Raw genomic sequence first — 14,696 nt, 5'->3', positions numbered from 1 at the left:
CTCATCGCAGCGTCGTGAGTTGACTTCTCCATTACTCTCAGCGCATGGCCGGGGGGAACGACGCAGTTGACCTGCGCACCGATGAGCAGTTGCTGGGCGCTCACGTCGCCGGCGACCCGGGCGCATTCTCCGTCCTCGTCAACCGTCACCTCGACTACCTGTGGTCGGTCGCCATCCGGACCAGCCAGAGCCCCGAGGATGCTGCCGACGGGTTGCAGGACGCACTGCTGGCCGCGCATCGAACCGCGGCGGATTTCCGCTCCGACGCGAGGGTCACCAGCTGGCTGCACCGGATCGTGGTCAACGCGTGCCTGGACCGGATTCGCCGCAACAACGCCCGCAAGACCGTCCCCCTGCCCGAATGGGACGTGATGTCGATTGCGGACACGACCGACGACATCTCCGCGGTGGACCTGTCGGTGTCGATCGGTCGGGCGCTGCACACGCTGCCCGAAGGGCAACGACAGGCCATCGTCGCAGTCGACCTGGAGGGCTATTCGGTCGCCGAAGCGGCGTCACTGCTCGGCGTCGCCGAGGGGACGATCAAGAGCCGATGCGCACGGGGGCGCCTCAAACTCGCTCAGGTCCTCGGCCATCTCCGGACTGCCGATGATGCGTAAGCCACTGCCTGCCAATGAGTTTCCGTCGGATTCGGTCGGGGCGGAACCGGAACCGCGCGTTGTGCGTCCAAGTATTCGACGACCAACGGACAACGACCAGCGAGATGCAACCACCGACACACCGACGCCCGACCTTCGGAATGGAAGACTGACACCATGACCCCGCGGGGACCTGACGACACCGAGTCCGGCGATCTGCCCGAGCCGCCGTATTCGGCGGAGACGCTGGCCGATCTCCACGCCGGAGTGCTGTCCGAACGCGCTGCCGCCCACGTCCGCGCACGGGTCGCCGATGACGCTGCCGCGCAGGAGATCCTGACAGCCCTGGCCCGGACGACGAGTCAGCTCCGCACGTCGGCCCCCGCCCCGCATGCGGTTCCGGATCATGTCCGCGCCGACGTCCAGGCCACACTGACCGCTCTCGCCGGATCGTCCGCGATCGATGGTGCGCCAACTCCCGGTCCTGTGCGGCCCGGTCCCGGCCAGGACGCCCCGGTGGATCTCGCCGCACGGCGCGAACGATCCCGCCGGTGGAGGATCCTCCCGGTGGTGCTGGCCGCGGCGGCGATCGTGGTGGTCGCTCTCGGCTCGATCGGCGTGCAGCGCCTGATGTCCTCGTCGTCCGACGACACCCCGTCGCCGATGCAGGCTCAACCCGGATCGACCCAGACCCTGGACCCGTCGGGTTCCGCGTCGGCCATCGCAGTCCTCGGCCGTACCGACGGTGCGCCGTTCGGGTCGGTCGCCGCGCTCCGGCGCTGTACCGCGGCTCATCTCGTCCCCGCGACGGTCGTCATCGTGGGCTCCGGGCGGATCATCTTCCACGGCGACCCCGCTGCCGCCATCCTGCTGTCGACGGGGATCGCCGGCCGGTTCGACGCCCTGATCGTCGGTCTCGAGTGCGACACCGGCAATCCCGCGCTCCTGGCCAGGGGGACCATCGGCGCCTGATCCCCTCTACAGAGCCGAGACCTGCGTCACCACGCCGGACGCATGGACTTGACCGGGAACATCTGCGCTTACCCTTGTGTTGAAGCAGCCGTGATCCCGACGAGAACTCCGGGATCTCGCATACCCCACAGCACGGAGGACGGATGAGCCAGCCAGAGACCCAGCAGATCCACGACGTGATCATCATCGGATCTGGCCCTGCCGGGTACACCGCGGCGATCTACGCCGCGCGCGCCGAGCTAGCGCCGATCGTCTTCGAGGGCACCCAGTTCGGTGGCGCGCTGATGACGACCACCGAGGTCGAGAACTTCCCCGGCTTCCAGACCGGCATCCAGGGCCCTGCCCTGATGGACGAGATGCGCGAGCAGGCGATCCGATTCGGCGCCGACCTGCGCATGGAGGACGTCGACACGGTTCGCCTCGCGGGCGACATCAAGGAGGTCGAGGTCGGCGGTGAGGTGTTCCGCGCACGCGCGGTCATCCTCGCGATGGGCGCAGCAGCTCGGTACCTCGGTGTCAAGGGAGAGCAGGAGCTCCTCGGTCGCGGTGTCTCCGCATGCGCGACCTGCGACGGCTTCTTCTTCAAGGACCAGGACATCGCCGTCATCGGCGGCGGCGACTCCGCGATGGAGGAAGCGACCTTCCTCACGAAGTTCGCCCGCACCGTCACGCTGGTCCATCGCCGCGACGAGTTCCGCGCCTCGAAGATCATGCTCGAGCGCGCCCGCGACAACGACAAGATCCGGTTCGTCACCAACGCCGCCGTTCGGTCGGTCATCGGCGACGGCTCGGTGAGTGGCCTCGAGATCGAGGACACCCGCAACGGAGAGGTGAGCAACCTCGACGTCACCGGCATGTTCGTCGCGATCGGCCACGACCCGCGCAGCGAACTGGTCCGCGGACAGGTCGACCTCGACGACGAGGGCTACGTCCTCGTTCAGGGTCGCACCACCTACACCTCGTTGCCCGGTGTCTTCGCCTGTGGCGACCTGGTCGACCACACCTACCGTCAGGCCATCACGGCAGCCGGTAGTGGCTGTTCGGCTGCCATCGACGCAGAGCGCTGGCTCGCCGAACAGGGTGAAGCGCCCGCGCACACCGTCGACGCCGAGTCCGTTGCCGACGTCGAAGCTGTTCAGGCACCCGCCTGACCTGAACTTTTCCTTTCCAACTTCATTCTCTGAGTCCATCTGAGGAGGACATCACCATGGGTGCAAACACGGTCGTCGTCAACGACACCACTTTCAAGGACACCGTTCTCGGTGCCGACAAGCCGGTTCTGGTCGACTTCTGGGCGACCTGGTGCGGCCCGTGCCGCATGGTCGCCCCGGTTCTCGAGGAGATCGCGCGCGACCACGGCGACAAGCTCACCATCGCCAAGCTGGACGTCGATGAGAGCCCGGCCACCGCGCGCGACTTCCAGATCATGTCGATCCCGACCATGATCCTGTTCGACAAGGGTCAGCCGGTGAAGACAATCGTGGGGGCCAAGGGCAAGGCGGCACTGCTCCGCGAGCTCGATTCGGTGGTCGGCCAGTCGGCCTGACCTGCATTTTCTTCTGATCCGCGGCGAGACTCCGACGGGTGAACGACGTTGTCGTGGGCCCGCGGGCTCTCGTCGTTGGTAGTCTCGGCCCGGGTCCCCGACCATGAGGGACACGAGCCGACAACGACGCCGCTGGACCTGTTCCAGTTTGGTGTAGTGAACTTCAGCTGAGAGAATGCAGGCTGATGCTGACCGGTGCCGCAGTGATGTGGTCCGCCAGATCTCGCCGGCAGGGCGTCACCCTGCCGCGATTCGTACGAGGGGTGACGACATGCCATTGTTCCGACTTGGGGATCACGGCTCGGCGGTGGCCGAGATCCGCGCCATCCTGGTCGGGCTCGGTCTGTTGCCCGAGGGTGGGGAACCTGTTTTCGACGAAGCCTGTGACCGGGCACTTCGGGCGTTCCAGCAGCAGCGCGGTCTGATCGTCGACGGAATCGTCGGACCCGCGACCTACCGGGTTCTTCGCGAGGCCTCGTATCGTCTCGGTGCCCGTGTGCTCTCGTACCAGCTGTCGGCACCCATGGTCGGCGACGACGTCGCGACCCTGCAGCATCGACTCCAGAACCTCGGCTACTACACCTCGCTCGTCGACGGAATCTTCGGGCTCAACACCCACAACGCAGTCTGTCTGTACCAGAGTGAATACGGTCTGGCGTCTGACGGGATCTGTGGTCCGGCGACTCTGCGGTCTCTCGAGCGTCTCGGCACGCGTGTGACCGGTGGTTCGCCGTATGCGATCCGTCAGGAGGAGCAGGTTCGACGCTCCGGTCCGCAGCTGTCGGGCAAGCGGATCCTCATCGATCCGGGTTCCGGCGGGCTGCATCCGCTGTCGACCGGTGACCTCGCCGAACGCGAATCCGATCTTCTCTGGGATCTGGGAGCGCGTCTCGAGGGCCGCATGGCCGCCGCCGGGATGCAGACCTTCCTGTCTCACGATGGTCGGGGCCGGCCGGGTGACAACGAACGCGCCCGAGTCGCGAACCTCATGGACGCCGACCTGATGATCTCGCTGCGTTGCGGTCATTACCGCAACGTGCAGGCCAACGGCGTCGCGTCGTTCTACTTCGGCAACAACCAGAACTCTTTCTCGACGATCGGTCGCAATCTCGCCGGGTTCATCCAGCGCGAGATCGCCGCTCGCACACCGCTTGCCGATTGTCGGACGCACGAGCGCACGTGGGATGTCCTGCGGCTCACCAGAATGCCGGTCGCCCTCATCGACGTCGGCTACATCACCAACCCGGATGATGCCGCGGTCCTTGCCGATTCGGATTGGCGCAATGTCATCGCGGATGCCATCCTGGTGGCCGTGAAGCGGTTGTACCTGCTCGATCAGGACGATCGTCCTACGGGCACTTACACTTTCGCGGACCTTCTGGCTGCGGAGAACGCTTCGCGCTGACGCGCCCCCGACCGGATCCCACCGGGACAGCTGTGCGCTGCCGTCCGATGAGATCGATCTCGGCCATCACCACAAGCTTCTCCAGGGCGCTCTCCACCTCGAACTTCCAGCCGAGTCCTTGGTCGAGCTCCAGACGGAACCGCGGAAAGCGGTGATGCGATGAGACGACGTCGAATCCGGAGTTCTTGAGGAACGACGCGTCGATCATGCACGTGGTGCACAAGTCCGCCTGTGAGTCCTCGAGAATCTCCCGCGCGACTTCGATGATCTCTTCGTCCGTCCAGAAATCGAGATCGGCGAGACCTCCACCGGCGACGGCCCCACCCGTCTCCGAAGATCCGGATGGTGTGGCACCGAGCGTCGAGCCGAACTCGGCCCCGCCGGCACCGTTGCGAACCAGTCCGAAGGATTCGACCGCGCGGACACCGCGGCGAATCAGATCACCGAGGACTGCGTCGAGCAGAATCGTCGCGACTTCCTCGTGGCCCGGCTCGGTTCGGATGCTTGTGAGTAGTACGGCATCGTGACTGACCGGGGAAGTGGGGAAGTGCTGCGAGCGAGGCACCCTGGCCGGCGGTGCGTAGAACGCCGTACCGATGACGGAGTTGGTCGTTGATTCGATCGCGACCTGTCCGCACGCGCCCCACTCGAGCAGCAGCCCGGAGATCCAGGCCTCCTTGTCGAACTCGCTCTTGTAGGACTCACCGTTGGTGGTCGGTTCGACTTCCCAGAAGACACATCGCCGGGTGTGGTGGGGGAGCGACTCGAAAGATCCGAGTTCCAGCCGCACAATCGACACGCTCATGTCACCTAGCTCCGAACCGAAGACCTGAATCTACGAAACATATTGGGCTGCAGACCATTTCGAAATCCAGGTCGCCGCTTGATCCATCAATCGTCACTGTGACATTACTTCCGCATCCGCTGGTACCGAGAATACCGCGGTGGAATTCACTTGTTCGGATCGATGAACTGAACGATGCGTTCCAAGTCATCAACCGATCCGAACTCCACGACAATCTTCCCTTTCCGCTTCCCTAGACTGACTGTAACCCTGGTGTCCAGGCTGTCGGACAGTCTCTCGGCGAGGTCCTGGAGTCCAGGCATCTGCATCGGCTTGCGCTTGGGTGCGGCCGGCTTCGCCTCAGGTCCGTCCCCGCGGTTGGCGAGAGTGACAGCTTCCTCGGTCGCGCGAACCGACAGGCCCTCGGCAACGATTCGCGCGGCGAGAGCCTCCTGTGCGTCGCTTCCTGTCTCGAGGGCGAGGAGGGCGCGAGCATGCCCAGCGGACAGAACGCCCGCCGCGACTCGTCGCTGGACCGGGATGGGCAGCTTCAGCAAGCGGATCATATTGCTGATGAGCGGGCGTGAGCGGCCGAGCTTGGCTGCGAGCTGTTCGTGGGTGACACCGAACTCTTCGAGAAGCTGTTGGTAGGCGGCCGCCTCTTCCAACGGATTCAGCTGAGCGCGGTGGATGTTCTCGAGCAGTGCGTCGCGCAGCATGTCGCCATCAGCTGTCTCGCGGACGATGGCCGGGATGGCCTCGAGACCGACCTCCTGGCTCGCCCGCCACCGGCGCTCACCCATGACGATCTGGTAGGCGACACCGTCAGCCGTCGGCTCTTTCAGGCGCCGTACGACGATGGGCTGCATCAAACCGAACTCGCGGATCGAGTGGACCAGCTCGGACATCTGCTCGTCGTCGAAGACCGTCCGGGGCTGGTTCGGGTTCGGCTGAATCTGTTTGGGCGGGATCTCCCGGTAGACGGCGCCGGCCTCTTCGCGGCTCAATACGTCGACCGCTGAGGCGCCGGCAGGGGAGGAATGGCCGTCGACGGCAGGCGACGGGCCCTTCCCGATGACGACGTCGGCAGCGGCGTTGCCCAGTCTGGGAGCGCTCGACTGGTCCTCGGTGGGACCGGTCGGAATGAGTGCGGCCAGTCCACGACCGAGTCCGCCTCGTCGCTGCGCGGTGTCCCGTTGACTCATGCCTCTACCTCCACTCGGAACCGGATCTGTGTCGTCATGCCTGAGCGCTTTCCGCTGCGCCGCGGAGAGCCAGTTCGCGCGCCGCATCCAGGTAACTCATCGCGCCACGTGAACCGGGATCGTATTCGATGATCGTCATCCCGTAACCGGGTGCCTCGGACACCTTCACACTGCGGGGGATGATCGTGCCGAGCACCTTGTCGCCGAAGTGGCGACGGACTTCTTCGGCCACCTGGTCGGCCAGCTTGGTCCGACCGTCGTACATCGTGAGGACGATCGTCGACACGTGCAACTCGCGGTTGAGGTGCGCCTGTACGAGCTCGATGTTCCGGAGAAGCTGTCCCACGCCCTCGAGTGCGTAGTACTCGCACTGGATCGGGATGAGGACCTCACGGGCGGCGACCATCGCGTTGACGGTCAGCAGGCCGAGTGACGGCGGGCAGTCGATGAAGACGTAGTCGAGCTGATACTCGGCAAGCACTTCGTCGGAGAGGGCGTTTCGGAGCCTGTTCTCGCGCGCCACCAGGGACACGAGTTCAATCTCGGCACCGGCCAGATCGAGTGTCGCGGGGACGCAGAAGAGACCCTGTTGGCTCGGCGACTCCTGGATGGCCTCCTGGAGCGTCACCTCTCCGAGGAGGAGTTCATAGACGGAGGCGATGTCCTCGGCGCGATGGTCGATACCCAGGGCCGTGCTCGCGTTGCCCTGCGGGTCGAGATCAACGACGAGCACGCGAAGTCCACGCAGAGCCAGACCGGCAGCCAGGTTCACCGCAGTGGTCGTCTTGCCGACGCCACCCTTCTGGTTCGCGACCGTCATGATGCGGGTGTGCTGCGGGCGGGGGAGTTGGCCGGCACCGCCAGGTGTCAGGACCTGACTCGCGCGCTCCGCAGCCATGGCGATCGGGGTGTCGGCGTATGGTTCGCCCGCGACGTGCGGGGCTCCAGCGGGTGGCGTTTCACGTGAAACGTTCGGGTCTTGCTCGACCACGCGGGCACTCCTTTGACCTACTTGGTAGGCGTTCGAGTTGTCGGGTCCAGGGGACGTCGCCCCGGTTCCAACTGATGCAGAATCGTCAACGGCAGCGCGCTGAGTCGCACTGCCAGGACGCTTTCTATTCTGCGCCTTACGCGGACTCCATACCAATTCAGAACTCCCTCTGTGTGACACCGTCGGCACAATCGGCCGCACTACCGCGGATGATCCAGGCGATGCTCATCGCCGTCGCTGCTTTCTCGCGGCCCGCTCTGCCTTCGTCCCCACCACGACAGTCGTCGGGGTCTCGAGTATGGCCCCGCACGTGATTACCCGGAGGTCACTGATTCCGGTCCTCCCGACGACCGCGCGATCCCGCTCGATCTCCTCGGCCGCAGACGATCCCTTGATCGCGATCATCCGTCCGCCCCCACGAACAAGGGGAGCGGACCATTTGGCGAGCCGCTCAAGCGGTGCGACAGCCCTGGACGTCACCACGTCCGCAAGACCTACGCCCGCGCGGACCGCCTTCTCCTCCGCACGGCCGCGGACGACTGCCACGTTCTCGAGGCCGAGGGTCTGGACTGCTCGCTCAAGGAAGGTACTACGACGAAGCAGCGGCTCGATCAGAGTGATGGACACATCCGGCCGTGCGATGGCGAGCGGTAAACCGGGTAGGCCCGCACCGCTCCCGACGTCGAACACGATCTCGTTCTTCTCGATCAGTTCGCCGATGACTGCACAGTTGAGGATGTGCCGATCCCACAGACGAGGAACCTCTCGGGGTCCCATCAGGCCGTGGTCGATGCCATCGGTGGCCAGTATTCGCCAGTAACCCTCCGCCAGTTCCTTACGTTCACCGAACACCGCGTCCGCCGACGCCGGCGGGGTCTGCAGTGCATCAAGGTCGGGATGGTCATCGGGTTGAGCGTCTGACGACACTGCGCCTCCGTTTCTAGTTGGTCCTATGACAGTGTTTCACGTGGAACCTGGCGGGACTCACGGTCGGTGCACATGGAGCCCGGAGGCACATGTTTCACGTGAAACCACATTGGTGATATTCGCCGGACCGCTGAACTCGTAGTCGCATGACCGGAGCAGAGTTACCGATCCACGGCCCGGCGGACGAGTCGTTGGTCAATGGCGCCGAATCCGACTGACCAGATCTAGCTCAATCTTTTGTCGTGCCGCAGCGGGATCGGGTCGACAAGAGAGGAGCCCGGGGAAGCGCGGTCGGATGCTCACCGCTACGCGTCATTACGGCACGGCGGCTATTGGGGGAGGGGAGCAGTCAACTCGCGATGCGGGCCTGCGCACCGACTCAACCCCGTCTGCTCTCAACCCCATTTGCTTCGTACCTCTCTAGTGTCCCTCACGAGTGGGCGACACTCGCGGCTCGGACGCCGACGAGATCTCAACCGGTCGCGAAAGGGTTGGATGAATCGGGGCCGGCAGAACGGGGCATTCATTACGGTGGCGGGGCCTAGGCACGCTTCTCGACTTCGGGCCGAGCGACGCCGCGTACACCGCGCTGGTTCCCGTGGACCTCAGCACCGCCCCGTTTCACGTGAAACCCAGATCGGCAACAGATGACGCGAGTCATGTCGCTGCCCGCCACGAAGGGTGACATCTACCATCATGCGAGCCTGCCAAGCACTCACCGGCCCGCAACCAGACCGGCGCACTCACTAGAACCTCGGCTTCCTATGAAGGGACCGGTGAGAGTCTCTGTGGGGGGGACACTCCACAATCAGCATCGCACTTCGATTGCATCGACCCGCGAACGGATGGCCGCCAAGGGATGCAGACGGATTCGCGGAGGCCCACCGGGCAGCAATGAGGCAATCCAAATGAAACGACACGTGACAAATCAACCCGGATACCTGAGGTCGCGGAGATCCGGTGCCGTAGTTGGCCGGAGGGCGTCGAATCGACGGCTCCTCGCCGCGCACGAGAACCCACAACGTCCCCTCACGCGAAAACTGACAAGGCCACAAAGACCGACGTTTCACGTGAAACAACACCCCTGTAATTTCTCGCAGCCATTCGAGCGTCGGGAACCTTGAAGGGGAGGGGAGCCCGGAAACGACTCAGGCCCCGACCGACGGTCGGGGCCTGAGTGCAACTCGTAGTCCGGCGAGTACTACTCGGGGAGGACCACCACGCGACGCTTGGGCTCGGCGCCCTCGCTCTCGCTGACGACACCGTCGACGGCGGCGACCGCATCGTGGACGATCTTGCGCTCGAACGGAGTCATCGGATCCAGCGCCTCGCGCTCGCCCGACTTGAGGACACGCTCGGCGACCTCGCGGCCGAGACGGGCCAGGCGGTCACGACGGTCGGCACGCCACCGGGCGATGTCGAGCATCAGCCGGCTGCGCTCACCGGTCGCCTGCTGGACCGCGAGACGGGTCAGTTCCTGCAGGGCGTCGAGAACCTCACCCTTACGGCCGACGAGCTTCGTCAGGTCGTCACCGCCGTCGATGCTGACGACGGCACGATCACCGTCGACATCGAGGTCGATGTCTCCGTCGAAGTCGAGGACGTCGAGCAGCTGCTCGAGGTAGTCGCCCGCGATCTCGCCCTCTTCGACGAGGCGATCTTCGTCGTCCTCGTCCTCGTCATCGTCCTCGTCATCGTCGAAGTCCTCGGCGGACTCGTCGGTGACGTCGGTGTCGGCAGCGGTGTCCGCACCGGTGGACTCGGCGGTGGACTCGGTCTGGTCTTCGGTCGTGGCCTTGGCGTCGTCCTGCGCCTCGGTCTCGGTTCCGGTTTGAGTTGCAGTCTCTGCTGTCATCTCATTCACCTAACTGTGTGCTTCTTCGAACAAGTCTTGTGCGGTCATCGCTTGCCGCGTTTCTTACCGCTCTTGGCGGTGGACTTCCCGCCCCGGTTGGGGGGTTGGTTCTTGGAACCCGGACCGGCGCCGGCGTTCGAGCGCGTCGGTTTCTGTCCCGGCTTCGGCTTCGCGCCCGGCCCGGAGTCCGTGGCGCCGCTGGGGGAGGAGTCGCTCGTCGCATCCGCGTCGTCGGTCGCACCCGCCTTGGTCATGGACACCGCTGTCGTCTCCGAGTTGCCGGATTCGTCTGCGGCTGCATTGCGTTTCTTCTGGCGGTCCGGACGCACACCCGGCTTGGGGGCATTCGCCTTCAGCTTCTCCTGCTTGAGGAGCTTGGCCTCTTCCTCTTCCTTGGCGATCTTGCCGAAGACCAGGTGCTGCTGGCCGTAGGTCCAGATGTTGTTGCTCATCCAGTAGAGGAGGATCGCGACGGGGAAGAACGGACCGGTGACCAGGATGCCGATGGGGAAGATGTAGAGCGCGAGGTTGTTCATCATCCGCGTCTGCGGATTCTCCAGTGCAGCCTCGGGCTGACGCTGCACCGAGGCGCGCGAGTTCATGTGGGTGGCGATCGAAGCGACGATCATCATCGGCACCACGACGTAAGCAATCTGCGGGCGGGTGAAGTCGATCGGGGCACCCGGCTCGACGAAGGCCTGGAACTCGGTCGACGGTTCGACGAGATACGACGACAACGGGACGCCGAACAGGCGCGCGTCGAGGAAGTTCTGCACCTGCTCCGCGCTGAATACGTAGTTGCCCTGCGACCGGGTCTCGGCGGCGCTCATGCCGAGCTGCCCCATGCCGGTGCCCATACGGTTGAACGAACGCAGCACGTGGAACAGACCGATGAACACCGGGATCTGCAGCAGCATCGGCAGACAGCCGAGCATGGGGTTGAACCCGTGCTCCTTTTGGAGCTTCTGCATCTCTTCGGTCATCTTGACCCGGTCCTTGGCGTACTTCTTCCGAATCGCCTGGAGCTGCGGGTTGATTTCCTGCATCTTCTTCGTGGTGCGAATCTGCTTCACGAAGGGCTTGTAGAGAATTGCGCGCAGGGTGAAGACGAGGAACACCACGGACAATGCCCAGGCGATGCCGTCGCCACCGGGACTGGCGGGCGTGACGTAGCTGAAGAGCCAATGCCACACCCACATGATCCCGGACACCGGGTAGTAGATGAAGTCGAGCACGGGTCAGGTACCCCTTACTTGTTGTTCTCTAGGTGGAATCGTTCCGCCGGGACGGTGGCTGATGGGTCCGGCCATCGTGGGCCGGCTGCGGCCCGCCGGAGAGTTCACGGATCCGGCCGCAGAGATCGCTCCACAGTTCGCGGGGACCTTTGTCGGGAACCGGGTCGTATCCGGGCTTGTGCCACGGACCGCACTTGAGGAGCCGGACCGTCGCCAGCAGAGAGCCGTACAAGAAGCCGTGACGTTCGAGGGCTTCCACTGCATAACCCGAGCAGGTCGGTTCGAACCGGCACGTGGGCAGCCGCAGCGGCGATACCCAGGTCCGGTAGAGCTCAATGAGAAAGATGACCGTGCGGCGGGGGAGCAGATGGGCTACCCGGCGCATCCGGGCGATGACGGTGAGCTGATCGTCCGCGTCCGCGGGCGAGTCGGTCCGAGTGTTCGGAGTCGACGATGACGGGGTGGGGGAGGGGGCCGATCCACGGTCATTCAGCTCGGCGTCGATCATCGTCCGACACCCGCCCCGGTCGGTGTGCCTGCGGTGGGCGCCATCTCGACGACCCGCCGGCTGGTCAAAGCCGATCGCAGTTGATCCGCCAGTTCTTCACTGGTCCTGTCCGCGGCGCCGCGTCGAGCGCGGATCACCACGTATGTCTCGACGGCCGGACAGAGATGCCGCGTAGCCCCGAACGCGGCCCGCAGCCGTCGTGCGACGGCATGGCGGACCACGGCGTTGCCCACCGACTTACTCACGACAAGGCCGAGCCAGGGTCCACCTGTCATGGCGACGTCGCGGCGTAACCCTGTTGGATCCGGCCACTGTGGGCCGACAGGTGCCAGGTGTACGACGAAGTCACGAGCATTCACCCGCGCACCGGACTTCAGGGTGCGTGAGAAGTCGGATCCACGAGAGATCCGATGAGAAGACGCAGTCATCATCAGCTGACCGGACCCGGAGGATCCGGTGGGTAGCCGACGATCAGGCGGTGAGCTTCGCGCGGCCCTTGTTACGGCGGCTGCTGACGATCGCACGGCCGGCGCGGGTCCGCATACGCAGACGGAAGCCGTGCACGCGCGAACGACGACGGTTGTTCGGCTGGAAAGTACGCTTGCCCTTGGCCACGGTGACTCCTTGTGCTCCCTGTGAGCACGCCGGTTACCCGCACGTGACCCACATGTTGTCGTTGGTCGTTGATCCAGGACGGTGCCGAACTCTTGTCGGTGATGAACTCGGCGAACATGACAAAACGCCGCGCAAATCCGCAACCTGGATGACCAGTCGAGACTACTGACAGCGCGCGCTCAAATCAAACGCGGTCGTCGGGGCAGCAGAACAGTCTCTCACCAGGTGTGTTCTGGAGCACGCGGATCACGACAATCAGTCTGAACGAGTCAATTGTCCCGATCGCTTTGTAGCCCGCCGACACCTCTGTTAGGTTCTGTCAGAGCGTCGGCCACGAACCCCCGCCGGACACCAACGAAGTGTCGCCGGGATCCGAGGTTACCGACCAAAGTCCCAAGTTCGTCATCACCGTTGTACACAGGTGTGGATAACTCTGTGGAGAGATGCGGTCGATGACGTGGGGTGCCCCGGCCCGCGTCAACGCTGGTAGTTTTCCGGGTCAGGAGGCCAGCCCCGTGACTTCAGACCGCGACACATTCGGTGAGGTGTGGCAACAGGTCGTCGCCGAACTCAACGACGACGAAGCCGCACGTGACCACGAACCACTGACCCGCCAGCAGAAGGCGTGGCTGTCACTGGTCCGACCCCTCACCCTGACCGAGGGTTTCGCCCTCCTCACCGTGCCGACCGCTCTGGTCCAGGAACAGATCGAGCGGAATCTGCGCGAGACGATCCGTTCCGTGCTGAGCCGTCACCTGAACGAGCCGGTCGATCTCGGCGTCCGAATCCAGACACCCCGCAACGACGAGCCGATGCCCGAGCCGGCCGCGCCCGAACCCCGCGTGGTCAACGGCGCGGCGCCGGTCGACTACTCCGCGGTCCCGGGCGCGGCGATCGGTGCCGGCTTCCCGGCGACCCCGGGCGCCGGACCCGCGCCGGGTGGCGACACCGGCCGGCCGTCGGGCGACTGGGCCTCGTATTTCGCCGAGCGGCCGACCAGTACGCCGTCGCCGTCGGGCGCAAACCTGAACCCCAAGTACACCTTTGACACTTTCGTCATCGGTGCGTCGAACCGCTTCGCGCACGCGTCGGCGGTCGCGGTGTCCGAGGCTCCGGCACGGGCATACAACCCGCTGTTCATCTGGGGAGAGTCGGGACTGGGCAAGACCCATCTGCTCCACGCGGCCGGGCACTACGCCCAGCGCCTGTTCCCCGGGATGCGCGTCAAGTACGTCTCGACCGAGGAATTCACCAACGACTTCATCAACTCGCTGCGCGACGACCGGCGGGTGGCGTTCAAGCGTCGCTACCGCGACGTCGACGTGCTGCTGGTCGACGACATCCAGTTCCTCGTGGGTAAAGAGGGTATCCAGGAAGAGTTCTTCCACACTTTCAACACGCTTCACAACGCGAGCAAGCAGATCGTCATCTCGTCCGATCGCCCGCCGAAACAGCTTGCAACACTTGAAGATCGGCTCCGTACGCGATTCGAGTGGGGACTGATCACCGACGTCCAGCCGCCGGATCTGGAGACCCGCATCGCCATCCTGCGCAAGAAGGCGCAGATGGACAACATCGCCGTGCCCGACGACGTCCTCGAGCTGATCGCGTCGAAGATCGAGCGCAACATCCGGGAGCTCGAAGGTGCGCTGATCCGCGTGACGGCGTTCGCCTCACTCAACGACGCCGCCCTCGACAAGTCGCTTGCCGACGTCGTGCTGCAGGCGCTGCTGCCCAACTCGGGCACCCTCGAGGTCAGCGCCGCCAGCATCCTCGCGATCACCGCCGAGTACTTCGACATCTCGGTCGAAGAACTGCGGGGCCCCGGCAAGACGCGATCCATCGCCCAGGCACGTCAGATCTCGATGTACCTGTGCCGCGAGCTCACCGACCTGTCGCTGCCGAAGATCGGCGAGACGTTCGACCGTGACCACACCACGGTCATGTACGCCGAACGCAAGATCCGCAAGGAGATGGCCGAGCGCCGCAAGGTGTACGACCACGTCCAGGAGCTGACCGCCCGCATCAAGCAGCGTGCGGTGGGCTGACACTCC

Annotated in this window: 15 protein-coding genes; 6 read left to right on the top strand and 9 right to left on the bottom strand. The window is 64.8% G+C overall.

What is annotated here, in order from left to right; translation table 11 throughout:
* Positions 1-44: 44 nt before the first annotated feature.
* The 5 genes from sigM to BJF87_RS08325 all read left to right on the top strand — a co-directional run bounded on the left by sigM (position 45) and on the right by BJF87_RS08325 (position 4,522).
* On the top strand, positions 45-620 hold the full coding sequence (gene sigM, locus BJF87_RS08345) for an RNA polymerase sigma factor SigM (protein ID WP_042378111.1): 576 nt from the start codon (positions 45-47) through the stop codon (positions 618-620).
* Positions 621-776: 156 nt separating this feature from the next.
* Complete coding sequence (locus tag BJF87_RS08340) at positions 777-1,571, top strand: hypothetical protein (RefSeq protein WP_075862903.1); 795 nt, start codon at positions 777-779, stop codon at positions 1,569-1,571.
* 143 nt (positions 1,572-1,714) lie between these two features.
* A complete protein-coding gene (gene trxB / locus BJF87_RS08335) occupies positions 1,715-2,722 on the top strand; it encodes a thioredoxin-disulfide reductase (RefSeq protein WP_075862902.1) in 1,008 nt (335 codons plus the stop codon).
* Between the two features lie 56 nt (positions 2,723-2,778).
* Entirely contained in the window at positions 2,779-3,117 is a 339-nt protein-coding gene (gene trxA, locus BJF87_RS08330) for a thioredoxin (protein WP_006361161.1), read from the top strand.
* Positions 3,118-3,388: 271 nt separating this feature from the next.
* The gene (locus BJF87_RS08325; protein WP_006361162.1) at positions 3,389-4,522 is read left to right on the top strand and encodes an N-acetylmuramoyl-L-alanine amidase; all 1,134 of its coding nucleotides are present in this window, start codon (positions 3,389-3,391) and stop codon (positions 4,520-4,522) included.
* On the opposite strand, the gene BJF87_RS08320 is transcribed toward BJF87_RS08325, so the two are convergent.
* The 9 genes from BJF87_RS08320 to rpmH all read right to left on the bottom strand — a co-directional run bounded on the left by BJF87_RS08320 (position 4,467) and on the right by rpmH (position 12,642).
* The gene (locus tag BJF87_RS08320; RefSeq protein WP_075862901.1) at positions 4,467-5,327 is read right to left on the bottom strand and encodes a hypothetical protein; all 861 of its coding nucleotides are present in this window, start codon (positions 5,325-5,327) and stop codon (positions 4,467-4,469) included. The two genes, BJF87_RS08325 and BJF87_RS08320, sit on opposite strands and share 56 nt — an antisense overlap.
* Before the next feature lie 146 nt (positions 5,328-5,473).
* Positions 5,474-6,511, bottom strand: a complete 1,038-nt coding sequence (locus BJF87_RS08315) for a ParB/RepB/Spo0J family partition protein (protein ID WP_006361164.1) — start codon at positions 6,509-6,511, stop codon at positions 5,474-5,476.
* A 34-nt stretch (positions 6,512-6,545) separates the two neighbouring features.
* Positions 6,546-7,502, bottom strand: a complete 957-nt coding sequence (locus BJF87_RS08310) for a ParA family protein (protein ID WP_042378119.1) — start codon at positions 7,500-7,502, stop codon at positions 6,546-6,548.
* A 225-nt stretch (positions 7,503-7,727) separates the two neighbouring features.
* A complete protein-coding gene (rsmG, locus tag BJF87_RS08305; protein ID WP_042378121.1) occupies positions 7,728-8,429 on the bottom strand; it encodes a 16S rRNA (guanine(527)-N(7))-methyltransferase RsmG in 702 nt (233 codons plus the stop codon).
* Positions 8,430-9,630: 1,201 nt separating this feature from the next.
* On the bottom strand, positions 9,631-10,284 hold the full coding sequence (locus tag BJF87_RS08300; RefSeq protein WP_075862900.1) for a R3H domain-containing nucleic acid-binding protein: 654 nt from the start codon (positions 10,282-10,284) through the stop codon (positions 9,631-9,633).
* 44 nt (positions 10,285-10,328) lie between these two features.
* Positions 10,329-11,519 (bottom strand): membrane protein insertase YidC, encoded by a 1,191-nt coding sequence (gene yidC, locus BJF87_RS08295; protein ID WP_075862899.1) that lies wholly within the window; start codon positions 11,517-11,519, stop codon positions 10,329-10,331.
* 28 nt (positions 11,520-11,547) lie between these two features.
* Positions 11,548-12,027, bottom strand: coding sequence for a membrane protein insertion efficiency factor YidD (gene yidD, locus BJF87_RS08290; RefSeq protein ID WP_075862898.1), 480 nt, complete (start codon positions 12,025-12,027; stop codon positions 11,548-11,550).
* Positions 12,024-12,455: a ribonuclease P protein component gene (gene rnpA, locus BJF87_RS08285; protein ID WP_075862925.1), complete on the bottom strand. Its 432-nt coding sequence runs from the start codon at positions 12,453-12,455 to the stop codon at positions 12,024-12,026. Before rnpA ends, yidD begins: the two co-directional genes overlap by 4 nt.
* A gap of 43 nt (positions 12,456-12,498) precedes the next feature.
* Positions 12,499-12,642, bottom strand: coding sequence for a 50S ribosomal protein L34 (rpmH, locus tag BJF87_RS08280; RefSeq protein ID WP_005200386.1), 144 nt, complete (start codon positions 12,640-12,642; stop codon positions 12,499-12,501).
* 515 nt (positions 12,643-13,157) lie between these two features.
* Between rpmH and dnaA the strand changes: the two genes are divergently transcribed.
* Positions 13,158-14,690 carry a chromosomal replication initiator protein DnaA gene (dnaA, locus tag BJF87_RS08275; protein WP_006361171.1) on the top strand — a complete coding sequence of 511 codons (1,533 nt, stop codon included), beginning with the start codon at positions 13,158-13,160 and terminating at the stop codon, positions 14,688-14,690.
* Positions 14,691-14,696: the final 6 nt, after the last annotated feature.

This window comes from Gordonia sp. CNJ-863 (assembly GCF_001942325.1).
GTDB classification, from domain to species: Bacteria; Actinomycetota; Actinomycetes; order Mycobacteriales; family Mycobacteriaceae; genus Gordonia; species Gordonia alkanivorans.
Note: the sequence above shows the minus strand (reverse complement) of the source record. Positions and strands in the feature narration are given on the sequence as shown.

Excerpts from the sequence above, each read along its gene's own strand:
- sigM (WP_042378111.1), top strand. The coding sequence starts at position 45 with ATGGCCGGGGGGAACGACGCAGTTGACCTGCGCACCGATGAGCAGTTG.
- BJF87_RS08340 (WP_075862903.1), top strand. The coding sequence starts at position 777 with ATGACCCCGCGGGGACCTGACGACACCGAGTCCGGCGATCTGCCCGAG.
- trxB (WP_075862902.1), top strand. The coding sequence starts at position 1,715 with ATGAGCCAGCCAGAGACCCAGCAGATCCACGACGTGATCATCATCGGA.
- trxA (WP_006361161.1), top strand. The coding sequence starts at position 2,779 with ATGGGTGCAAACACGGTCGTCGTCAACGACACCACTTTCAAGGACACC.
- BJF87_RS08325 (WP_006361162.1), top strand. The coding sequence starts at position 3,389 with ATGCCATTGTTCCGACTTGGGGATCACGGCTCGGCGGTGGCCGAGATC.
- BJF87_RS08320 (WP_075862901.1), bottom strand. The coding sequence starts at position 5,327 with ATGAGCGTGTCGATTGTGCGGCTGGAACTCGGATCTTTCGAGTCGCTC.
- BJF87_RS08315 (WP_006361164.1), bottom strand. The coding sequence starts at position 6,511 with ATGAGTCAACGGGACACCGCGCAGCGACGAGGCGGACTCGGTCGTGGA.
- BJF87_RS08300 (WP_075862900.1), bottom strand. The coding sequence starts at position 10,284 with ATGACAGCAGAGACTGCAACTCAAACCGGAACCGAGACCGAGGCGCAG.
- yidD (WP_075862898.1), bottom strand. The coding sequence starts at position 12,027 with ATGATCGACGCCGAGCTGAATGACCGTGGATCGGCCCCCTCCCCCACC.
- rnpA (WP_075862925.1), bottom strand. The coding sequence starts at position 12,455 with ATGACTGCGTCTTCTCATCGGATCTCTCGTGGATCCGACTTCTCACGC.